Source organism: Methanothermobacter sp., from assembly GCF_030055435.1.
Taxonomy (GTDB): Archaea; Methanobacteriota; Methanobacteria; order Methanobacteriales; family Methanothermobacteraceae; genus Methanothermobacter.
Map to the genome: position 1 here is coordinate 46302 of NZ_JASFYG010000002.1, position 23140 is coordinate 69441.

General features: G+C 49.6%; 21 protein-coding genes. 13 read left to right on the forward strand and 8 right to left on the reverse strand.

Annotated features, from left to right (window positions below; translation table 11 throughout):
• Positions 1-20: 20 nt before the first annotated feature.
• The gene (gene ilvN / locus QFX30_RS02060) at positions 21-518 is read right to left on the reverse strand and encodes an acetolactate synthase small subunit (protein ID WP_013294869.1); all 498 of its coding nucleotides are present in this window, start codon (positions 516-518) and stop codon (positions 21-23) included.
• A 1-nt stretch (position 519) separates the two neighbouring features.
• Positions 520-2244, reverse strand: coding sequence for an acetolactate synthase large subunit (locus QFX30_RS02065; protein ID WP_300487548.1), 1725 nt, complete (start codon positions 2242-2244; stop codon positions 520-522).
• Positions 2245-2375: 131 nt separating this feature from the next.
• On the opposite strand from QFX30_RS02065, the gene purD reads away from it, so the two are divergent.
• Positions 2376-3689: a phosphoribosylamine--glycine ligase gene (gene purD, locus QFX30_RS02070; RefSeq protein ID WP_300487550.1), complete on the forward strand. Its 1314-nt coding sequence runs from the start codon at positions 2376-2378 to the stop codon at positions 3687-3689.
• A 12-nt stretch (positions 3690-3701) separates the two neighbouring features.
• A complete protein-coding gene (gene argF, locus QFX30_RS02075; protein ID WP_300487553.1) occupies positions 3702-4601 on the forward strand; it encodes an ornithine carbamoyltransferase in 900 nt (299 codons plus the stop codon).
• A 192-nt stretch (positions 4602-4793) separates the two neighbouring features.
• On the opposite strand, the gene argS is transcribed toward argF, so the two are convergent.
• Genes argS through ilvD form a run of 3 tightly spaced genes read right to left on the reverse strand, consistent with a single transcriptional unit; the run spans position 4794 to position 8587 of the window.
• Positions 4794-6476 (reverse strand): arginine--tRNA ligase, encoded by a 1683-nt coding sequence (gene argS / locus QFX30_RS02080; RefSeq protein ID WP_300487556.1) that lies wholly within the window; start codon positions 6474-6476, stop codon positions 4794-4796.
• 15 nt (positions 6477-6491) lie between these two features.
• Positions 6492-6929 (reverse strand): signal peptidase I, encoded by a 438-nt coding sequence (locus QFX30_RS02085; protein ID WP_300487559.1) that lies wholly within the window; start codon positions 6927-6929, stop codon positions 6492-6494.
• Between the two features lie 8 nt (positions 6930-6937).
• The gene (gene ilvD, locus QFX30_RS02090; RefSeq protein WP_300487561.1) at positions 6938-8587 is read right to left on the reverse strand and encodes a dihydroxy-acid dehydratase; all 1650 of its coding nucleotides are present in this window, start codon (positions 8585-8587) and stop codon (positions 6938-6940) included.
• An 84-nt stretch (positions 8588-8671) separates the two neighbouring features.
• Here ilvD and QFX30_RS02095 point away from each other — a divergent pair, with 84 nt between their 5' ends.
• Positions 8672-9907, forward strand: a complete 1236-nt coding sequence (locus QFX30_RS02095; protein WP_300487563.1) for an MgtC/SapB family protein — start codon at positions 8672-8674, stop codon at positions 9905-9907.
• A gap of 61 nt (positions 9908-9968) precedes the next feature.
• On the opposite strand, the gene QFX30_RS02100 is transcribed toward QFX30_RS02095, so the two are convergent.
• Both QFX30_RS02100 and hcp read right to left on the reverse strand, forming a co-directional pair.
• A complete protein-coding gene (locus QFX30_RS02100) occupies positions 9969-10286 on the reverse strand; it encodes a cupin domain-containing protein (protein ID WP_300477274.1) in 318 nt (105 codons plus the stop codon).
• A 6-nt stretch (positions 10287-10292) separates the two neighbouring features.
• A complete protein-coding gene (gene hcp, locus QFX30_RS02105) occupies positions 10293-11768 on the reverse strand; it encodes a hydroxylamine reductase (RefSeq protein ID WP_300487565.1) in 1476 nt (491 codons plus the stop codon).
• An 87-nt stretch (positions 11769-11855) separates the two neighbouring features.
• Here hcp and QFX30_RS02110 point away from each other — a divergent pair, with 87 nt between their 5' ends.
• From QFX30_RS02110 to QFX30_RS02125, 4 genes are all read left to right on the forward strand, one after another.
• Positions 11856-12602, forward strand: coding sequence for a TrmB family transcriptional regulator (locus QFX30_RS02110; RefSeq protein ID WP_300487568.1), 747 nt, complete (start codon positions 11856-11858; stop codon positions 12600-12602).
• Positions 12603-12758: 156 nt separating this feature from the next.
• Positions 12759-14576: a threonine--tRNA ligase gene (locus tag QFX30_RS02115; RefSeq protein ID WP_300487571.1), complete on the forward strand. Its 1818-nt coding sequence runs from the start codon at positions 12759-12761 to the stop codon at positions 14574-14576.
• Between the two features lie 108 nt (positions 14577-14684).
• A complete protein-coding gene (locus tag QFX30_RS02120; protein ID WP_300487573.1) occupies positions 14685-15452 on the forward strand; it encodes a ParA family protein in 768 nt (255 codons plus the stop codon).
• A gap of 4 nt (positions 15453-15456) precedes the next feature.
• Positions 15457-15756, forward strand: coding sequence for a hypothetical protein (locus QFX30_RS02125; RefSeq protein WP_300487576.1), 300 nt, complete (start codon positions 15457-15459; stop codon positions 15754-15756).
• Between the two features lies 1 nt (position 15757).
• Here QFX30_RS02125 and QFX30_RS02130 read toward each other — a convergent pair whose 3' ends face one another.
• Complete coding sequence (locus QFX30_RS02130) at positions 15758-16864, reverse strand: radical SAM protein (protein WP_300487579.1); 1107 nt, start codon at positions 16862-16864, stop codon at positions 15758-15760.
• 644 nt (positions 16865-17508) lie between these two features.
• Between QFX30_RS02130 and QFX30_RS02135 the strand changes: the two genes are divergently transcribed.
• From QFX30_RS02135 to QFX30_RS02160, 6 genes are all read left to right on the forward strand, one after another.
• Positions 17509-17889 carry a hypothetical protein gene (locus QFX30_RS02135; RefSeq protein ID WP_300487581.1) on the forward strand — a complete coding sequence of 127 codons (381 nt, stop codon included), beginning with the start codon at positions 17509-17511 and terminating at the stop codon, positions 17887-17889.
• A gap of 92 nt (positions 17890-17981) precedes the next feature.
• Positions 17982-19337, forward strand: coding sequence for a Ni-sirohydrochlorin a,c-diamide synthase (cfbB, locus tag QFX30_RS02140; protein WP_300487583.1), 1356 nt, complete (start codon positions 17982-17984; stop codon positions 19335-19337).
• Complete coding sequence (locus tag QFX30_RS02145; RefSeq protein ID WP_300487585.1) at positions 19327-20409, forward strand: oligosaccharide repeat unit polymerase family protein; 1083 nt, start codon at positions 19327-19329, stop codon at positions 20407-20409. Before cfbB ends, QFX30_RS02145 begins: the two co-directional genes overlap by 11 nt.
• 79 nt (positions 20410-20488) lie before the next feature.
• On the forward strand, positions 20489-21427 hold the full coding sequence (locus QFX30_RS02150) for a hypothetical protein (RefSeq protein WP_300487587.1): 939 nt from the start codon (positions 20489-20491) through the stop codon (positions 21425-21427).
• A 203-nt stretch (positions 21428-21630) separates the two neighbouring features.
• Positions 21631-22059, forward strand: coding sequence for a cysteine peptidase family C39 domain-containing protein (locus QFX30_RS02155; protein ID WP_300487589.1), 429 nt, complete (start codon positions 21631-21633; stop codon positions 22057-22059).
• 168 nt (positions 22060-22227) lie between these two features.
• Positions 22228-23058, forward strand: a complete 831-nt coding sequence (locus QFX30_RS02160) for a F420-dependent methylenetetrahydromethanopterin dehydrogenase (RefSeq protein WP_300487591.1) — start codon at positions 22228-22230, stop codon at positions 23056-23058.
• Positions 23059-23140: the final 82 nt, after the last annotated feature.

Genomic DNA, 23140 nt, shown 5'->3' on the forward strand with positions numbered 1-23140 from the left:
AAATTTGTGTTCATCTGGATTCAGATGGTTCTGCCACCACGGGACATTGCAGTTGGCCCGGTCCTTGCAAGTTCCTTGATTCCAAAGACCCTCAGGAGCTCAAGGAAGGCGTCTATCTTCTCTGAGTCCCCGGTGACCTCAACTGTAAGTGCCTCACTGCTCACGTCCACTATCCTCCCCCTGAAGATGTTGGTGTACTGTATTATCTCTGACCTCTCCTTCTCTGATGGGGCGTGTACCTTAACCATACATAGCTCCCTCTTAACGGTGGATGATGGTTCAAGGTCACGGACCTTTATAACGTCTATCAGCTTATTGAGCTGTTTGGTTATCTGTTCAAGCACACGGTCGTCGCCCCTGGCTATTATGGTCATCCTGGCGATTCCAGGGGTTTCAGATTCCCCCACAGTGATACTTTCGATGTTGAATCCACGCCTTGTGAAGAGTCCTGCAACCCTCTGAAGGACACCGGGTCTGTGCTCAACAAGGGCACTGATGATGTGTGTGTCGGGTTTCATCTTAATCACCGTCCGCCTTCACTCCAGAGTATCTTATTTCATGGGGATCCTCCCTTTCAACCCTGTACTCCCCTACTATTTCGGTCAGACCGCAACCAGGGGGAACCATCGGGAGTATCTCCTCTGGATCTATAACTATATCAAGCAGGGCAGGTTCACCTGATCTTATGGCCCTTGAAAGGGCTTCAGTGGTTTCACCCGGTTTTTCAACCCTTTCGGCCTCAATTCCGAATGATTCAGCCAGTTTAACAAAATCTGGGACCTCACCGAGGTGTGTATGGGACATCCTCTCATCATAGAAGAGCCGCTGCCACTGGGCAACCATACCAAGGTGGCGGTTGTCCATGACACATATCACAACGGGTATGTCATACTCCCTTATGGTTGCAAGGTCCTGGCAGACCATCAGGAATCCTCCGTCGCCACAGACGGCCACAACGTCGTTCTCTGGAAGAGCAACCTTTGCTCCTATGGCGGCAGGAAAACCGAAACCCATGGTCCCAAGGCCACCTGATGATATGAATTTTCTGGGGGCTCTTGATGTGTAGAAGTGGGCCATCCACATCTGGTTCTGTCCAACGTCTGTTGTGACAACGGTTTCATCATCCAAGACGTGGCTTATCTCCTTTATAACCTGCTGGGGTTTCAGAGGCACATCATCATAACTCATCCTTGGCATGCAGTCAGCCTTGAATTTCTGAACTTGTCTCAGCCACTCATCATCTCTTTCACCGTGTTTTTTGAGTTTTTCTATGATCTCCCTAAGGACATTCCTGGCGTCACCGACGATAGGAACATCAACGGCCACGTTTTTACCTATCTCTGCCGGGTCGATGTCCACGTGTATTATTCTGGCATTGGGGGCGAATTCTGCAACATTACCGGTTGTGCGGTCTGAGAATCTGCATCCAACCGCTATGAGGCAGTCACACTCATCCACTGTTAGGTTTGCAACCTTGCGGCCGTGCATACCCAGCATACCCATGGCCGAAGGATGGTCCTCAGGGAAAGAACCCTTACCGAGGAGTGTGGTGGTCACAGGAGCCTTTATGAGTTCTGATAGCTCCATGATCTCCTTTGAGGCCCCTGATATTATCACCCCACCACCAGCAAGTATAACGGGCTTTTCTGATCTCCTTATGAGTTCCGCAGCCCTCTTTATCTGGAGCGGGTGGCCCTGGAGGGTTGGTCTGTAGCCCTGTAGGTCCAGCTCATCAATCGGATCCTGGACCTCCTGTTCCTGTATGTCCTTTGGAAGGTCTATGACAACGGGGCCAGGGCGTCCTGTCTTTGCTATGTGAAAACTTGCCTTTACCATTGCAGGGATTTCATTTGCATCAGCTGGCTGGAAGCTGTGCTTTGTGATGGGCATGGTTATGCCTATCATGTCCACCTCCTGGAAGGCATCATTCCCGATGAGGTGGGTGGGGACCTGACCTGCAATTGCAACTATGGGTGAGGAGTCCATGTAGGCTGTTGCGATACCGGTTACAAGGTTTGTGGCCCCTGGCCCTGAGGTTGCTATGCAGACCCCCACCCTGCCTGAGGCCCTTGCATATCCATCTGCGGCGTGGGCTGCGCACTGCTCATGTCTTACAAGGATGTGCCTGAGTTCGGAATCATAGAGCATATCGTAGAGTGGCAGTAACTGTCCACCGGGGTATCCGAATACGGTGTCTGCTCCCTGATCCAGAAGTGATCTGATTATTGCCTGGCCACCTTTCATTGGAAACACCTTGAAAATCTATCATTATTATTAATGACATATTTCTTATAAATACATGATAAAGGTAAGTGGTAAGGTTATATAAAATAATATGGAGATTTAACTTTATCAATTTCAGGGAGGATTATCCGATGAAAATACTTGTTGTGGGAACAGGAGCAAGGGAACATGCCATATGCAGTGCACTGGCAGATGAGGCGACAATATACTCTGTGATGGGTAACAGGAACCCCGGCATATCGAGGCTTGCCAGTGAATTCATGGTTGCTCCTGAGGTTGACACAGAAAGGGTGGTCAATTTCGCATCCAGTATGGGCGTTGATATGGCATTCATAGGTCCCGAGGCACCCCTAGAGGCAGGGCTGGTCAATGCCCTTGAGGAAGCAGGCATACCCTCGGTGGGGCCCACGAAGGAGGCTGCCAGAATTGAGACAGACAAGTCATTCATGCGCAGACTCTTTGAAACTTACAGTATCCCCGGCTCAATAACCTACCGTGTCTTTGATGACAGGGATGAACTTAAGGAATTCATGAATGACTTTGAGGGTGAGGCTGTCGTAAAGCCGGTGGGGCTCACAGGCGGAAAGGGTGTTAAGGTAGTTGGTGAACACCTCCGGGACAACTCAGAGGCAATCGAATACGCGTGTGAGGTAATAGATAATCGTATAGGTGGCCATGCAAGTGTTGTTATAGAGGAAAGGGTTGTTGGCGAGGAATTCACTGTCCAGGTCTTCTCTGATGGCGATCGTATCGTGCCAATGCCCGCAGTGCAGGACCACCCCCACGCATATGAGGGTGACCAGGGCCCAATAACAGGAGGGATGGGTTCCTACTCAGATTCAGATGGTCTTTTACCGTTTCTGACACAGAAGGACTACGATGAGGCAGTTGAGATAATGCAGAAGACAGTCGATGCAATTAAAAGTGAGGCAGGGCCCTATAAGGGAGTTCTATATGGACAGTTCATGCTCACAGCCGACGGACCGAAACTTATAGAGTACAATGCACGTTTCGGGGACCCTGAGGCAATGAATGTGCTCCCACTACTTGATTCCAGCATGCTTGAGATCTGTGAGGGAATCGTGGACGGAAACCTCAGCGGGGCAAGGTTCAGGAACCTTGCAACGGTCTGCAAGTACCTTGTACCCGAGGGCTACCCTGATAAGGGGGTTGCAGGTTCTGAAATAAAAATCGAAGAGGATAAGATTGAGGACATGGGGGTTATAACGTACTATGCGTCGGTCAACCAGGAGAACAGCGCCATATACACCTCCTCCTCCAGGGCACTTGCACTGGTGGCCCTTGCAGAGGACATATACTCTGCAGAGGAGCTCTGTGAGAGCGCCACAGGATACGTGAAGGGAAGGCTTTATCACAGAAGAGATATAGGCACCAGGGAGCTTATTGAGAAGAGGGTGAAGCACATGGAGGACCTCCGGTTCTGAGGAGTTGGGTAGATGAGGCATCTTCTATCTGTATGTGACATGGAAGACGTGGTGGCACTCCTTGACCTTGCAGATGATTACAAGGCAGGAAAAATCCCGGGAAAGATACTTGAGGGCAGGACCCTTGCCATGATCTTTGAGAAATCATCAACAAGAACCAGGGTCTCCTTTGAGGTTGGGGCATCCCAGCTGGGTGCACAGCCCCTCTATCTATCAGCATCAGACCTGCAGCTTGGAAGGGGGGAGCCAATAGCAGACACCGCAAGGACCCTCAGCAGATACGTTGACGGGATCATGATAAGGGCCATAAGGCACTCAGACGTGGTTGAACTTGCATCGGAGTCTTCTGTACCCGTTATAAATGGGCTTACCGATCTCGAACACCCATGCCAGGCGCTGGCTGACATGCAGACTGTAAGGGAGAAACTGGGGGACTTCAGTGGTAGACTGGTATTTGTGGGGGATGGTAATAACGTCTGCAATTCGCTGCTCCTAATAACAGCAATGCTGGGGATGGACATGGACGTTGCATGCCCAGCAGGCTATGAACCCGACCCTGAAATCACTGAAAGGGCAGAGAAAATCGCCAGAAAAAGCGGTTCAGAGATAAGGGTGCTCCACGATCCTGAGGAAGCAGTTGATGGCGCGGATGTTGTCTACACTGACGTCTGGGTCAGCATGGGCTATGAGGAAGAGGCGGATGAACGCCTCAGGGTATTCAGGCCATACCAGGTGAACTCAGAGCTCATGAAACTCGCATCCCCCGACGCCATATTCATGCACTGTCTTCCTGCTGTGAGGGGGCAGGAGACAACCTCTGAGGTCATCGACGGGCCGCAGTCAGTTGTCTGGGATCAGGCAGAAAACAGGCTACATGCACAGAAGGCGATAATGCACTGGCTCATGGGATGATTGAGGGTGTTGCCTGTGGTGATGGACTGCTCAGGCAGGCATGAACAGGAGTGCAATGATAAAGGGCTTGAGGATATTTTAGAGGGCTGTTCACATCACCCTCCTTATCCAACAATGACGGAATGCCAGACTTAAATATATATGTGACGCCCATGAATTTTTCCTGAATACCAGTTTAACCAAAAATTTTATTTACATGGTCTCCGGGGCATGTATACCCAGAAGATCCAGGGCATTTCTGATCACGATCCTAACAGAATCAACGAGCCTCAGTCTTGCACCCTCAAATTCAGACCCGATGACAGGCGTGGATCTGTAGAAACTGTTGAAGGCATTTGCAAGGTCCTGCACGTACTGTGCCACGGGGTGAACCCTCCTTGCCATAGCGGCCTCCTCAACAACCACAGGGAAACGGGCAAGGAGACGCACAAGTTCCCTTTCATTTTCCTCAGGTTTCCAGGTCTCTTCGATGTCCTTCTCACCCTTGAAGGATGCCTTCTTGAGGAGTTTGCATGCCCTTGCATGGGCATACTGTATTGATGCACAGCCACGTTCAAAGCTGAGAGCCTCATCCCACCTGAACACAATGTGCTTCTCAGGGGAAAGGCGTGCTATATAGTACCTTATGGCTCCGTTGCCGATGGCCTCGGCGATTTCATCTGCAACTTCATCTGGAAGTTTTCTTCTTTTTTTAACCTCCTCAAGGGCCCTTTTATGAGCTTCGTCCATCAGTTCATCCACCGATATGAAGACACCCCTCCTGGTGGACATTGAGCCCTCGGGGAGTGTTATGAACTCATAGAATATGACCTCTGGCTTTTTACCACCGAGGAGATCCACGGCGATTCCCACCTGCTCTGCTGCAAGTTTATGGTCCGATCCAAGGACGTCGATGAGAATATCCCCTTCATGGGATTTCTGGAGATGGTAGGCTATGTCCCTTGTGGAGTAGAGGGAGGTTCCATCTGAACGGGTTAGCACAAGCTCCTTTTCAATGCCGAAATCCTCAAGGTCAAGGTAGAGGACCTCATTTTCCCTGGTGAGTCCCGTTTTTCTGAGGGATTCTATAACCTCACCAACTGTCCCATCCCTCACCAGTTCTCCCTCCCATACGAACCTGTCGTGGTGGACATGGAGCCTCTGCATGGTCTCTTTCATACCATCCAGGCAGTACTCCACAACCTGCCTGAAGACTTCCTTGTTCTCACCAGCCTCGTATTTCCTCAGCAGTTCATCCACCTCGTCCTTTATACCTGGATCCTCTTTGAGTTTCTGGTTAACCTCAAGGTAGAGTCTTCCAACCCTGTGGTCCCTCTTATCCCCGGGGTAGTCATCCAGGTTTTTCTGTAGGTTCAGGAGGCCCCAGACAATCATGGCTATCTGTCGCCCCATGTCATTGACATAGTACTGGGTTTCAACCTGGTATCCTGCCTTTCTGAGTATCCTTGCAAGTGAGTCCCCTATGATGGCATTCCTTATATGTCCTATGTGCAGCGGCCCGTTGGGGTTTGCGGAGGTATGCTCAAGGATTATCCTCTCACCCCTCTCTGGCTGGGAGCCGTAGTCGTCATCAATGATTTCAAGGAGTTTCCCTGAGAGCTTCCTATAGTCAACAAAGAAGTTTATGTAGGGTCCCTTTGATTCGATGGCCTCAAAGATCTCAGGGGTTTCAATCACTGACATTATATCGGAGGTTATCTCCATTGGCGGTCTTTTGAGTTCACCTGCAAGTTCAAAGGCCACCGTGGATGCAAGATCCCCCAGCTGGGGGTTTGGTGGTTCCTCCAGTTTTATCTCTGATGGTACTGGTAGCTGGAGCTTCTCAAGCGCCTCAATTATTGAATCCCTTGCACTGTTTTCAATGTATCTGAACAATTTCCTCACCTGCCTTCAGAGTCCCTTAAGCCAGAGTGTTATGTAGCCCACCTTGGGTATCATTAGCGGATTTGAACCCACCGTTATGACCCTTGCCTCAACCTGTGATGGGTACACGGGTGCAGGGTCGGGTGATGGGTTGTTGTCACCCTTTGTGATGTAGTATTTTCGGCCTGCCTTATCCTTTTCGACGGCTATAACCCTGTGTATAACAGGTTCTGGGAACCATGTGGCGTCATAGATTATTATGTCACCCTTCTGTACGTTTTCAGGGTTCATTTCCTTTATTCCAAAAAAGTTGCTCTTCTCGATTATCACTATGTCGCCCCTGTAGAAAACGGGCTCCATACTCCCTGATACAATCACGTTCATGTGCTGTGATGCAACAACAGCGAGTAAGAGGAGGAGAATGTATGCTGCTGCCTCAACCCATTCCCTTTTGTCATCATTCATGCTTACACCTATCTCAGAATGGCACCTGTATCTGCTGAACCTGCGAGTTTCCTGTAGCGTGCAAGCCATCCCTTAACGTGGCGTTCTGGTTTTTCTGCAGATTCGATCCTTCTTCTGATCTCATCTTCTGTCAGATCAACCTCAAGTTTCCTTGAGGGTATATCTATCCTTATTGTGTCCCCATCTCTCACAGCCGCTATGGGTCCATTTTCCATTGCCTCGGGGGAGACGTGTCCCACGCAGGGCCCCCTGGTACCACCTGAGAACCTTCCATCGGTTATGAGGGCCACCCTTTCAAGCCCCATACCTGCAATTGCGGAGGTGGGGTTCAGCATCTCCCTCATACCAGGGCCCCCCTTGGGGCCCTCGTACCTTATTACGATGACATCACCCTCGGCTATATCTCCACTGAATATTGCCTCAACACACTCATCTTCACTCTCAAATACCCTGGCTGGGCCCTCATGGACCAGCATATCCTCTGCAACGGCCCCCTGTTTCACCACGGAGCCCCTGGGTGCCAGGTTACCCCTGAGTATGGCGAGGCCACCCTCCCGGTGGACCGGGTCATCTGGGGGCCTTATAACTGTGGTGTCACTCACCCTAGCATCCCTCATGTTCTCAGCGACGGTTTTTCCTGTGCAGGTTATGCAGCTGGTGTTGAGGTGATCCATGAGGGTTTTCATGACGGCCTGTATTCCCCCAGCCCTGTCAAGGTCTATCATCATATGATCCCCTGCCGGTGATATTGATGCTATGTGGGGTATTCTGCGGCTCAGCTCATCAAAGACGTCAAGGTTGATGCCAAGGCCCTCTATCTCAGCTGCTATGGCAGGGATGTGGAGTGCGCTGTTGGTTGACCCCCCAAGTGCAAGGTCCACCATCACCGCGTTTTCAAAGGCCTCCCTGCTCATTATATCTGTGGGTTTGAGGTTTTCCTTCACCATTTCCACTATCCTGTGACCTGAGAGCCTTGCAATCTGCCTCTTTTTTGAGCTTACAGCATGGGCAGTTGCGCATCCAGGGAGGCTCATACCCAGGGCCTCTGTGAGGCAGGCCATGGTGTTGGCTGTGAAGAGTCCTGCACATGACCCTGGACCTGGACAGGCGCATCTTTCGAGTTCGGCGAGTTCATCCTCACTCATTTCACCTGCACTCACTGCGCCTACACCCTCATATACATTTATGAGGTCAACCTTCCTTCCCTGGAACTCTCCTGGTAGCATGGGGCCACCGGTGACCACTATTGATGGTATGTCAAGTCTTGCAGCGGCCATCAGCATACCCGGTACTATCTTATCACACGTTGGAAGAAGGACAAGTCCGTCAAGGGCATGGGCCATTACCATGCTCTCCACGGTATCTGCGACTATCTCCCTTGATGCAAGGGAGTACTTCATGCCCTCATGGTTCATGGCTATTCCGTCGCATATGGCCATGGTGTTGAATTCAAATGCAACTCCACCTGCAGCGTTGATTCCGGCCCTGACCTCATCTGCAAGTTCCCTAAGGTGGAGGTGGCCTGGCACGATATCCGTGTAGCTGTTGGCTATCCCTATGAATGGCTTTTCAAAGTCCTGGTCTGTCAGGCCACATGCCCTGAGGAGGGAGCGGTGGGGCGCCCTCTGTATTCCCCTTTTTATGGTATCACTTTTCATGGAATCACCGTTATTATCATCACCCTGATTATTATTAATTATCATGGAATAAATAATATTAATTTAACTGTCATATATTATAACATGGATTTCCCGGTAATTAAGTTTTTGATAGCCCTTGCCATAGGAGCCCTGGTGGGTATTGAGAGGGAGCGGAGGACCCAGGGGACTGAATTTGCGGGTATAAGGACCTTCATCCTGATATCACTCATGGGGGCCCTTTCAGCATATCTATCAGAGATTTTCCCTCTGATGCTTCCTCTTGCCTTTCTGGGGCTGGTTGCCATAGTATCTGCGAGTTACATTGTGAGCACGAGGGATGATGGGGATATTGGGATAACAGGTGAGGTTGCAGCGTTTGTAACCTTCATGCTTGGGGCCATGTGTTTTTCATGTGATTACAGGCTTGCAGCAATGCTTGCCATCATTGTAACGGCTCTCCTTGCCCTCAAAAGGTACATTCACATTGCCGTAAGGAGGATAAGTGAGAGGGAGATGATAGATACAATAAAATTCCTTGTAATAGCCTTTGTGATTCTCCCTCTTCTTCCGGATACATCGCTTGGCCCGTGGGGGGTTTTCAACCCCTATCAGGTGTGGCTGATGGTGGTGTTCATATCGGCCATAAGCTATTCAGGTTACATTGCCATGAAGATAGCAGGTCCAGACAGGGGCCTTAGCGCCACGGGAATAATAGGGGGACTGGTGTCAAGTACAGCTGTGGTTACGGCAATGGCAGGTCGGGTTAGGGAATCTGATGATCTCATAAGGCCTGCGGTGTTCGCATCGGTCGTTTCAAGTTCAATGATGTTTTTCAGGATCCTGCTGGAGGTCTCCGTTATAAACCCCTCACTTATGGGATACGTTGCACCCCCAATGCTTGCAATGGGGGTAACCGGGATGGCCATGGGTGTTCTGTTCATCAGGTCACCATCGAAGATTGATCAGGATATTAAAATTCAAAACCCATTCTCTGTTAAGCCTGCACTCATATTCGGGGCGCTTTTCCTGGCTATTCTATTCCTATCCAAGGCAGCGAATGTCTACATTGGTAGTGGGGGTGTCCTGGCTGCGGCTGTGATTTCTGGGGTTGCTGATGTGGATGCCATAACTGTGAGCATGTCTTTACTGGCAGCAGGGGGTTCTTTAAGTTCTTCAACAGCTGCAGCTGCCATAACCCTTGCAGGAGTCTCAAATACAATTATAAAGGGCGGACTAGCTTTTGCACTTGGCACAAGAATGTTCGGGAAAAGGGTGGGGACCCTCTTCCTCGTCATTGTTGGCACAGGCCTCGTGGCGGTTGGCCTTATGGGTATCTAGTTACTTTTGATTTGTTAGGCTTGATGGTGTTGACACCTTTTTATTTGAATCCACCACAAACTCATGACCTTATCATGGTGAGGAGCATCTTGAAGGGTTCCCTCGCCATCACTGCATGTGGCTCGTTGGCAGGCATTATTATCATCTCCCCTGCGGCCACAAGGTTCTTCTCTCCACTTATTGTAATTTCTGCCTCACCCTCGATCACCTGGACCATGGCATCGAAGGGCGCAGTGTGTTCACTGAGGCCCTGCCCCCTGTCAAAGGCAAAGAGGGTCACTGTACCGGTGTCCTTTCTGATGATCTCCCTGCTCACAACTGAATCGTCCTGGTAGTCAATGAGCTCATTCAGTTTCAGAACCTTTCCCTTAATCTCCATTTTTCATCACCCCATCATTTTCTTCATGTCCTCTTCAGGGTCACCTATTGGTGTGAGTTCATAGTTATCAACGAGCACATTTATGATGTCGTCGTTGGCCCATCCAGGCAGTATGGGACCTATGTACATGCCCCTGAGGTTGAGTGATAGGAGGCTCCAGAGTATTGCAGCGGCCTTCTGCTCCATCCAGCTGAGGACTATGCTGAGGGGCAGCTCATTCACATCCAGATTGAAGAGGTTGCTCAGTGCCTCCACAAGTTCCACTGCCACTATGGAGTCGTTGCACTGGCCAAGGTCTATTAGCCTGGGGATCCCCTCAATGTCACCCAGATCCATTGAGTTGAAACGGTACTTGCCGCAGGCCAGTGTGAGGACCACGGTATCCTGGGGGAGCTTCCTCACAAATTCGGTGTAGTACTTTGCCTGTGGCAGGGGTGAATCACACCCACCAACAAGGAAGAATCTCCTGATTTTACCCTCCTCCACCAGCTCCTTTATTTTATCTGCAAGTGAGAGGATTGTTGAGAGTCCGAAACCTGTTGTTAGTGTCGTTGCCTCCTCCTCTTTAAGGGGTGGAAGTTCCAGTGCCTTCTCTATCACTGGACTGAAGTCGTAGCCATCCACATGTTCAACCCCCGGGAGCCGGGCAACGCCACAGGTGAACATTCTATCCCTGTAGCTGTCATGGGGTATCAGAACACAGTTTGAGGTCCCAAGTACTGCGGCGCTGTAGCGTGAGAAGGTCTCCCTCTGGTCGAACCAGGGGCCGCCGAGCTGCCCGGCAAGGTGCGGGTACTTCCTGAGGCCAGGGTAACCATGGGCTGGGAGCAGCTCCGAGTGTGTATACACATTCACACCAGTATCCTCGGTCTGCTTGAGCAGCTCTTCAAGCGCCTTCAGACTGTGACCTGTTGCTATTATGGCGGGGCCATCAAGGGCCCCCACCCTCACCTCTGTGGGGTCAGGTTCCCCGTAGGTGTCAATGTGGGCCTTTTTGAGGAGCTTCATGGTCCTCAGGTTCATCTCACCAGCCTCAAGGGCGAGGCTTACGAATTCCTCTGCATCGAAGTTCACGTTGGTGAGTGTTGAGTAGAATCCCCTCTCAAGGAAGGCATCCACAACTTCATCGGTGTATCCGAGTTCACGGGCATGGTAGAGGTAGGCCGAGATACCCTTAATTGCAAATAGAAGGTTGTCCTGGAGTCTTGCAACGGTTGCTTCCTTTCCACAGACCCCCTTTACTGTGCAGGCCCTTCCACGGACGGTCTGGGAGCACTGGTAGCAGAACATGTCTATGTCCTCTGGCCTCACGCGCCTCACCTCACCCTTCAGGGGCTCGAACTGGTCCTTACCCACATTGCATACCGGGCAGACCCAGTCCTCTGGAAGTTCCTGGAAGGGGGTTCCAGGTTTTATACCTGATGTGGGGTCACCCACGTCAGGGTCGTATATGTAGTCACATACCTTGCAGCGGTACTTCATTTCAATCACCATATTAAAAACTGACAGCAAATTATATATAGATTTTGTCACTATTTGAGTATAAAATGTAACAATAGGGGTGTCTGTTTGGAGAGGAAGGTGAGGAATGCGCTTAGAATCCTGGGACTTACAGATTATCAGGCGGCTGCATACACTGCAATGGTGTCACTGGTATCTGCAGGGGCATCCGAGGCAGCCGAGGCATCAGGAATCCCAAGGTCAAGGATCTATGAGGTACTGAGGCAGCTTTCAGAAAGGGGATTCGTGGAGGTTGAGCGCGGCAAACCCCTCAGGTACCATGTGGTCCCCCCTGCAGAGGTTTTCAGGAGGGAAAAGAAGAGAATAGTGAAGGAACTGGATGATGCCATGCACCAGCTCAGGCGAACCTATGAGGACCAGGTTTCAAGGGTACCGGCCCCGGTATGGCTCATACACGGACAGGAGAAGATAATGAAGAAGGAACTCGAGATCATATCGAGGACAAGGTCCGAACTCAAAATGAGGATGGGTTTCATATTCAGGGGCGAGCTGAGGGAGCTGCGCCCTGCAATTGATAGGATAATGGATAGGGGCGCTGATGTAAGGATAATGGCCCCCGAGGACCTTGATCTGCCCTGTGAGGTTAGGGTCGTGAGCATGCCACCTGTTCGGATGTTTGTGAGGGACTCAGTGGAGATGATGTGGATATTCTCCAGGTTCACACCTGAGGGATCACCGCTACCTGAGACTGCAATGGGTATATGGAACCAGTACCCTGAGATAGCAGAGAACTACTCTAGGATATTTGACGGTATATGGTATGGGAAGTCCTATGGGGATACAGGAGGTATCTAGTCACACCATTTATGCAGTAATCTGCAGGGTATTCAGCACTTAATCCATGGATATGCAGTTTTCTGGAGTCTTTTATCATTCCCCTTCACATAGGCAATATTTAAAAACCTTCGCCCTTAAAACAATAACATTATATTATTCTTACAAGGTGATGGCATGAGGATACTGTTAATTCACTCTGATTACCTGGAATACGAGACAAAGAACAAAACAGGGATAGCGGAGGAAATACCTGAAGATAAAATGAAGGGACACTTCACTGAGTCCCTTGTGGTCTTCACAGCGGTGGAGGCTGAGGATGAGGAGAATCCGGATTCAGTCATTGAAAATGCGGTAAATGAGATAGTGAGAGTTTTTGGCGACGTTAAGGCTGATAATGTTGTTATATATCCATACGCGCACCTCAGCTCTTCACTGAGCTCTCCGAAGACAGCCCGCAGGGTTCTTGAGGGAATGGAGGAGGCACTGAGGGAAAGGGGACTTGAGGTCTCAAGGGTCCCCTTCGGCTGGTACAAGGCATTCAGAATATCCTGCAAGGGTCACCCCCTATCGGAGCTCTCAAGGACCATAAGGCCGGAACCCCTCAAAGAGGAGGAGGAATCAGAGGAATCAGAGTGGTTCATACTATACAAGGGCCAGAAAATCAGACCAGAGGAATTTGAGTTCACAAGCAGGGACCTTGAAAACCTTGTGAAGTATGAACTGGGTGTGCTCGAATCATCCGGAGAGGAGCCACCACACGTTAGACTCATGAGGGAGAAGGGCCTGGCGGATTATGAGCCATCAGCCGATGTGGGACACCTCCGATGGTACCCCAGGGGAAGGCTGATAAGGGATCTTCTTGCAGACTACGTTTACATGCTCGTAACCAGTGAGGGGGCGATGCCGGTTGAGACCCCCATAATGTATGACCTTGAGGACGAGGCCATCAGGGTCCATGCAGAGAAGTTCGGTGAAAGGCAGTACAGGATGAAGAACAAGAAGGAACTCATGCTGCGATATGCATGCTGCTTTGGGGCCTTCAGGATACTCTCAGATTCCTTCCTCACATGGAAGAATCTCCCCGCCTCAATATATGAACTCTCCACCTACAGCTTCAGGCTTGAGAAGAAGGGTGAGGTGGTTGGCCTCAAAAGGCTCAGGGGCTTTACAATGCCCGACCTTCACACTGTATGCGCCGACCTTGAACAGGCCCTCACCGAGTTTGCAGGGCAGGTGGAGATGTGCATGAAGACCGGTGAGGACCTCCAGGTGAACTATGAGGTGATATTCAGGGCTACCAGGGATTTCTATGAGGAGTACTCTGACTGGGTGCACTCAGTGGCCGATAAGATAGGAAAACCAATACTACTTGAACTTCTACCCTCAAGAAAGCACTACTGGATTGCCAAGATGGACTTCGCAGCCATAGATTACCTTGGAAGGCCAATAGAGAACCCAACAGTGCAGATAGATGTTGAGAGTGGGGAAAGGTTTGGCATAACCTATGTTAACAGTGATGAGGAGGAGGTGAACCCCATAATCCTCCACTGCAGCCCAACAGGGAGCATAGAGAGGGTTATCTGCAGTTTACTTGAAAAGACAGCCATTGAAATGGATGAGAAACCACCCATGCTACCTGTCTGGCTTTCACCGACACAGGTAAGGGTGCTTCCAATTTCCGAGCGCCACCTCGAATTTGCAGAGTCCCTTGTATCAGAGATGACTGCAAATGATGTGAGGGCGGACCTTGACGACAGGGCAGAGACCCTTGGTAAGAAGATAAGGAACGCTGCACAGGACTGGGTACCCTACGTTGTGGTTGTGGGTGACAGCGAACTGGAGGGCAAACTCACAGTTAACATCAGGAGCACAGGTGAAAAGGTTCAGATGGATCTCCATGAGCTCATCGAACTCGTCAGATCAGAGACCCAGGGGATGCCATTCAGAAGGCTACCCCTCCCTGTCAGACTTTCAGAGAGAATCAACTTCTAAAAAAATTTTTTGACCCATCTTCTTATAAGTTATAACTTATAAGATATAATTTATAAGTTCTAAATTCTAAGTTCCAAGTGATCATCCTAATCAGTTGATGGTGATTAAATGGGAGAGATAATTTCAATCATAAACCAGAAGGGTGGCTGTGGCAAGACAACAACCGCGGTGAACCTCTCAGCAGCCCTTTCACTCCTTGAGAGGAGGGTGCTGGTGGTTGACATGGACCCCCAGGGTAACGCAACAACAGGGTTCGGTGTGAATAAATCTGAACTGGACTCAACCATCTACACAGTACTCAGCAGAAAGGCATCCCTCAGGGATGTGATACTGCCAGCCGAACTCGAGGACCTTTACCTTGCACCCAGCAACATATCCCTGAGCGGTGCAGAAATCGAACTCAGCAGCGAGATAGGCTACCACGCCATCCTCAAGGAGGCCCTTGGGGACGTGAGGGATGAATTCGATTACATATTCATAGACGCCCCGCCGTCACTGGGGATACTCACACTCAACGCCCTCGTGGCATCTGACAGTGTCATAATACCAATACAGGCAGAGTACTATGCCCTCGAGGGAATGGCCGACCTCCTCAGGACAATGAACCTTGTTGAGGAACGTCTCCAGAGTCCCTGCCCCATAAAGGGGATACTCATAACCCTCTATGACTCGAGGACACGCCTTGCAAGGGACGTGCAGAGGGAGGTTGAAAGGTTCTTTGGTGAAAGGGAGAACATCTTCAGAACAAGGATACCGAGAAACGTACGCCTTGCAGAGGCCCCAAGTCATGGAAAACCATGCATCACCTATGACCCTGAAAGCACGGGAACGGGGGCCTACATGAAACTCGCAGCTGAAATACTGGATATGGAGTGATATAATGGCACAGAAGAAGGGCCTTGGGATGGGACTCGATGCACTCATCCAGTCAAGGACAAGGAAGGAAGTGAAGGAGACCTCTGACTCAGTGGCCGGAGATGTGCAGGTTGAGGCTGTTATAAGGGAGGTTAAACGCAACCCCCGCATAACCCTCTGGTCTGCAAGGTCTGCAGCGGTACTCCGGTACCTGAAAAAGACACAGCCAGAGTTCAGCATAAGCAGGGAGGCATCGAACCTCATAGAAAGGGCCGTGAAGGAGAAGTACCCTGAAATATGGGAAATGTTCTCTGAACTCCAGTAATTCAATCGCTCTTATTCCAGCTGCTGAGGGTTGTCTGGGATCCATCAAGGTATATGAAGGGTTCAGCCCTGCCCAGCCTCACCCCCATTCCCTTCAGGATATCCGGGGTGAGGTTAACCTTAGCCCTCAGTTCAATTATTTTTCTGGCCGACCTTGGTCCTATTCCAGGAACCCTGATGAGTTCATGATAGGGGGCGGTCTTGAGGTCCACCGGGAAGATATCCATCTCCATGGCTGCGGCGTACTTTGGATCCACAGAGGTGTCCAGGTAGCCCCCACTGAACCTCAACTCATCAACACCGAAATCATAGGACTTCAGGAGCGCGTCTGTCTGGTAAAGTCTGAAGACACGCCTGGGGTCTGCTTCGGCCCTTTTCTCAAGTGCAGTCCCTTCAATGGGCTGAAAACCACTGAAGTACACCCTCCTGAGGTAATATTTATCGTAGATCCACTTAACACGTTTAACTATATCCTCATCTGTTTCATCAACAGCCCCAACCATCAGCTGGGTGCTCTGACCTGAGGGCGCAAGTTCAGGGTGTCTCCTCTTGAACCTGCTGATCCACCTCATTCTCCGCAGGATGTCAACACTGTAGTCCTTGGTGGATGAAAGTTCATCAAGGCCATCCCTGGTCGCGGTCTCAAGGTTGATGCTCACACGACTTGCAAGTTCCATGGCCCTTCTTACGGTGTCCATGGATGAGCCCGGTATGATCTTGAGGTGTATGTAACCGCCATAACCCTCAAGTCTTAGGATTCTGAGTGTCTCCAGGAGCTTCTCCATGGTTTCATCAGGGTCCCTGCTCACCCCAGAGCTGAGGAAGAGTCCATCAACGTAGCGCCTCTCATAGTAGTCAAGGAATATCCCTGCAACTTCCTCCGGCTTCAGCTCAACAGGCTCTTTCTCTGCGCTGTTTATACAGTACCTGCAGTCGTTGCAGCACCTGTTGGTGAGCAGAACCTTGAAGAGGGGGACCCTGCAGCCCCTGTAACTGGTGTAGTAGATACCCGGCAGCGAAGGGTTCCGCTGGGAGGGGTCTGCACTGTAGTCGCAGAGGTCAAACTGGGCACTGTCACTCAGCACCCGGACCCTTTCAGCAAGACTCATGGTGAATAATATGTCCATGATTCTATAACTAATTTATCACGGGCTCGCGGGATCCGCAGTGATTCTGATGGGGAGATAAGATGAATGATTTGAAAGCATTATAATTGATTTTAAGTCATTATAATAATTTAAATTAGATTTTAGATCACCAGAAAAGTTTAAAATTTCAAAGCATCCATATAATGCTCTGATATAAACGCAGGTCCTTTTTTAAGGTTCTGGATCCTCTCAGTATGGTGCCACTGCACCCCCTTAAATAAACCATCAGATCATTCAATTTAAAAAACGGTTTAATATGGCTTATTTTTTGAAAAAAGGAAATGGTAGTGTCAAAGTGATTTAAAGAAGAAATTAAAACATCACATCCATTACTTCAATTTTTAAAAAGTAATTAGAATGCTCTGATTGAAAAAAAGAGTTCTAAAACGTCTTATTTTTCAATTCTGAGGCAAAATATTTATATATGAGGTCACAGTTATATTCCCAACATCCAGAGGGAACATTAAATATCTTCCTGGATTGGAGGCGGTAAAATTAAGCGACTTTTTATTGCATCTTTATTTCTATTCTCCATAGCTGCAGCGGGCATAACCGCTTCTGAGGCGGAGGATAGAGGAACTGAAATCAGCGCAAAGCCCCTGAAGGTGGATGCCAAGAAATATCATAAGAAGTACAGCAAAAAAAGAATCCATACAAAGGCATACTATAAAAAGAGGGTCCTCAAAAGGAAACATGTGAGGGCCTACAGACACACATCAAGGGATGTGGGAGCGTCATCCCACACTGTAACCGCGACTTACGTTGAGGCCAGCGGAAGGTGTTCATGTTCACTTCATGTGGACTACAAGGAGCATCAGTCACGATTCAGGAATTACTGCCCATTCTGTGGCAGGCACGGAACACTGAGATATGAAGAGGGCTCCACATGTCCAGAGGGGATGTGGTTCTGCAGCAGATGCGATGCAGACTTCTGCCTTGTCCATGGCAAGTCACACACATCAAGGGCAAGATACCTTCTCAGATGAAATTTCTGACAAATCCTTTTTTTATTTCTGGGAAACAGAAGAAAGATGCTATTCTCCCAAAACTTAAATAAATGTAGCATCGAGTTTCATATATGAGACTTGTACTTGCAGGGACAGGGAGCGCAGTTGGCAAGACCACCATAGCGACCGGGATAATGAGGGCACTCTCCGATAGGGGCATCCAGCCCTTCAAGGTGGGTCCGGACTACATAGACCCATCATATCATACCATGGCCACAGGCAACATCTCAAGGAACCTCGACTCCTTCTTCATGACAGATGCCCAGATAAGGGAGGCCTTCACAAGGGCAATGAAGATATCAGGGGCCAGAATGGGTATAATAGAGGGTGTTAGGGGACTGTATGAGGGTATAAGTGCAACCGGGGACACTGGAAGTACAGCTTCAGTTGCAAAGGCCCTTAAGGCCCCGGTGGTTCTCATAATAAATTCGAGAAGCCTTGTTAAAAGCGCGGCGGCCATGGTGCTGGGTTTCAGGTCCCTTGATCCTGAGGTTAAAATCAGGGGGGTTATCCTGAACCAGGTTAAGAACAGGAGGCACTACCTCAAGACAAAGGAGGCTGTGGAGGAACTCACAGGCACTGAGGTGGTGGGGGGAATACCAAGGAGCGCAGAACTGGAGGTTGAGCAGAGGCACCTTGGACTTGTACCTGCCGTTGAAAGGGAGCAGATAGCATCCTACATTGAGAGGTGGGGCAGTGCAATGGAGGAGTACCTGGACCTTGAGGCCCTTGAGGATATAATGGCATCTGCGGGGAAAATTGATGGGAACAGGGAACCCCTCTGGCGGAGGGAGAACAAAAGGAAGGTTAAAATAGGCGTGGCATTTGATGAGGCCTTTAACTTTTATTACAGGGAGAACATAGAGGCACTTGAGGATAACGGGGCTTCAGTTGTCTACTTCAGCCCCCTCCATGATGAGGAGCTTCCTGATGTTGACGCGGTATACATAGGGGGCGGCTACCCTGAGGTATTTGCAGGGGAACTTGAATCCAACAGATCCATGAGGATGTCGGTGAGGAGGTTTCACGCAGACGGCAGACCCATCTTCGGGGAATGTGGCGGCCTGATGTACCTGATGAGGTCCATTGATGGGCGCGAGATGTGTGGTGTGTTCCCCTACGATGCTGAGATGACAAAAAAGGTCCAGGGACTGAGCTACGTGATCTCTGAGGCGGTCTCTGACAACCTGATAACAGGGGAGGGGGATGTGTTCAGGGGGCATGAATTCCACTACTCAAGGGTCTCAGTCACCGGAGATGCGCAATTTGCCTTCAGGGTGCTCAGGGGAAGGGGCATAATGGACTACATGGATGGAATAACCTCTGGATCGGCCCTTGCAAGTTACGTGCACATACATGCAGCATCATGCCCCAACTTTGCCGCGAACTTCACAAGGAATGCATGGGAGCTCCAGGATGAGGTTTGATATATTCTCTCCCTATTCTGTCATCATAGCGCTGCTCATATACCTTGTGCTTGCCATTTCAGGGACACTGATGGGTATCAGGGGTCTGAGACTTCCATCAGGGCTTTCAATTCTCTATATAGTTCTTGGTGCCACCATATTCATCCTTGGAGCGCATATATCTGGAAGGATACGAACAGAGAAACCTGCCAGTCCAAGAAATCCACGGGAAACACTTCTGGCCCTTCTTGTCACGTTTGGAATCATTCTACAGGCACTGAACCTTTATATGCTGGGGGGAATTCCTCTCCTCAGCGGTTATCTCAAGGCAAGGGCTGTTACGAAGATATGGCTTCTCTCATACCTCATATTCCTCCCATCTGTTAACATCCTTCTTGCAGCTTATCCCAGGAGGAGGTACTGTATTCCACTTATCATTGGAGCCACACTCTTTGCCCTCACAGGCTACAGGACAACCGTTGTGGTTATACTGCTGAGCGGTATCATAACCATCTACTACTCTGCAAGACCATCCCCCCGCCAGATAGGCCTCCTGCTATCAGCTCTTGCCATTGTGGCAATATCAGTCGGTTACATTGCTGTTAAATCAATTGAATGGCAGAGCTGGACCCTCAATCCACTGGAACTCCTTCTCTACAGGGCAGGCTACACCCTCATGGTATTTGACAGGCTCCTGGACCATCAGGGGGCAACTGCCGGTAAACTCCTCTATTACACCCTTACAGGATACCTGCACTCAACGGATCCACGGGCAATCGTTGGTGAGGTTGTGCTCGGCTACAGGCACTCAACAACATCACTCATATTCGGACCCCCCCTCCTGGACTTCGGGCTTCCTGCAATGGTTATCCAGATGTTCCTCCTGGGAATGATCCTTGGATTAATGCACAGGATTCAGATATCACTGAACGGGATCTTCACAGGTATCTATTCAGTAATTCTGGCCCATACCATAATCTGGGTTGAAACAGGCCCAACAGACCTTGTGGTATGGTTTTTCTACATGGTCGCCGTCATATCAGTTATATACGTCCTCTGGAGGTGTTATCCTGAAACTGGCAGTTGCAGCTGAACTGGCACCTGCAAAGACCTTCCATCCCCTGATGCAGGAATCTGGACATGAATACCACTGTCTGTGCCATGGTGGGGGAGTGAGGGATGTCCTGGGAGACCTCTGCCGGAGGTACTACTCCATGGGGACCAGCAGGAGCAGATCCGGCGGTAAGATGGAAATCGCATACCTCCTCCTGAGGGATATTGTAGCTACCTGGCGCCACCTTGGAAAAATAAATCCGGATCTTGTTCTCACATGCGGGAATGCAGGGGATGTACGGAAGGCCATCGCAGCATCATATCTCAGGGGGAAGGCTGTCCTTCATATTGAACAGGACATTTACAACCCCATTGAAATGATAGCCTTTGCAGACATTGTAACGGCACCATCCACCCGCTACAGGGATTACCTTGAGGATGAGTACCTCCTTGAGAATGTTGAGGTCATAGGTGGCTACCCCCATGCCCTCTATGTGAGCCGCCTCCAGACTGAGGATCCGGGTATCGGGAATTACACTCTCCTGGTCCTTGGAGGCGACCTGCGAAGGGAGGATATACCTGACCTCATATCGAGAGTTGAATCACTTGGAAGACGCATTATAGTGGTACCCTTCCGCTTCAGTCCACATTATGTGAGGAGCTTCGCGGGTTCAGAGAAGACTGAGGTCCTTGAGGGATTTGTTGATCTTCCATCCCTCATGGACTACGCTGATCTTGTCATATACGGGGCAGGAATGGGCCTCACCATCGAAGCTGCGGTGCTGGGTGTTCCGGCAATTAAGCTCCGGGGCTTCCATGAGAGACACGCTAGTGTGGACCTTGCAGGTGAGGTGGGGATTCCCGTGGTTGATTCTACCAGCCTAGGTGAGGTGGCTGATGATGTGAAACCACCCGAGTCCTCAGAAATTGTAGAGGATGCTGAGCGGGCCGTAAGGAAGCTAATGGGGCTCATTGATGATTTCCATGAGGTAGCGGGTCCCAGGGGCGGATTGAGGTCTATGAAGCGCATCTGGGATGCCCGAAAAGGTTTCAGGTAGCTGATGGATATCTTCACCCTTAATTCTGCGCCGGAGCATCACTCTGGGCGATGGTTAACCCATTTTCTAATTGCTTATTTAACCTCCTTTTCGTTTGGAGCAAGAACAGTGCACGGTACATGAGCTCATGGGTTTGTGTTTCACTTCAACCATATACATTTATTAATAATAATTAATAATTTATTATGAGTACTGGTATTAAAATGGAGGTTTTTGATATGAAATCGTCTCTGGGTGATGAGGTTATAGTGAGGCAGAGCAGCGGATACAGCTGTGGCCCGGCGGCACTTGCCACGGTTCTCAGAAACCTTGGAGTTCACTGCAGCGAGGCAGAACTGGCGGCGCTTGCAGGTACAGACGAATCAGGGACCACCATGTATGGACTGATATTCGCGGCAACCTCGAAGGGGTTGAGTGCAAGGGGTGTAAGGATGAAAATATCGGATCTGAGAAGGAATCACATTGCATTTGTAAAGTACGGTGACACGGCGCACTACACTGTTGTTCTCTCGGTTGATGATAGAAACATCACACTGGCTGACCCTGCCATGGGGAGGATCAAGATAAGGAGGGAGATCTTCTCAAAAATATTTACAGGTAACGTTCTTGTGGTTGAAAGGGAGGGGGATTAATAAACTTAATATTAAATTAAATGATTAAGATATTAACTATAATTTAAATTTTAATCATCATGATCCCAGGAAAGGTAAAAATTATACTACTGGTATAAAAGCTTAATCATAATCTTTAAATCATAAAATACTTAATAAGGCACAAAATAATAAGATTCTGGTGATCTAATGGTTGTAAAAATTGGTATAATAAAATGCGGTAACATCGGGACCTCACCTGTGCTTGACCTGTTACTTGATGAGAGGGCAGACAGGCCAAACATAGATGTCTGTGTCGTGGGTTCAGGTGCAAAGATGAACCCCGATGAAATCGAAAGGGCAGTGCCAACCATGCTTGAAATGGATAGGGACTTTGTTATATTCATAAGCCCAAACCCAGGTGCACCTGGCCCTGCAAAGGCAAGGGAGCTTCTATCAGAGGCTGATGTTCCAGCCATGATCATAGGTGACGCACCTGGCCTCAGGGTCAAGGATGAAATCGAGGAGCAGGGGCTTGGTTACATAATAGTAAAGGCCGACCCGATGATAGGGGCAAGAAGGGAGTTCCTGGACCCAACAGAGATGGCCTCCTTCAACTCAGACGTTATAAAGGTTCTTGCATTTACAGGCGCATACAGGGTTGTGCAGAACACAATCGATGCAATGATTGCAGATGTTGAAGCCGGAAAGGCACCTGAACTTCCACAGGTGGTAATAGATACAGATAAGGCGGTGGAGGCAGCAGGCTACACCAATCCATATGCAAAGGCCAAGGCAATGGCTGCATATGAGATAGCAACCAAGGTGGCTGACATAGACGTCAGGGGCTGCTTCATGGTACAGGATCCTGACCAGTACATACCAATAGTTGCCTCAGCACACGAAATGCTATCTGCAGCTGCCAGACTTGCGGTTGAAGCAAGGGAAATCGAGAAGTCCAACGATACCGTGCTTAGAACACCACACGGTAAGGAAGGCGAAACACTGAGCAAGAAGGATCTTCTGGCCAAGCCAGAATAGATCTTCAACCACTATTTTTTCTGATATACCGATCCTTTTAATAGGATTTTAATTCGCACAGTTAAGTTATACCTCCCAGAGC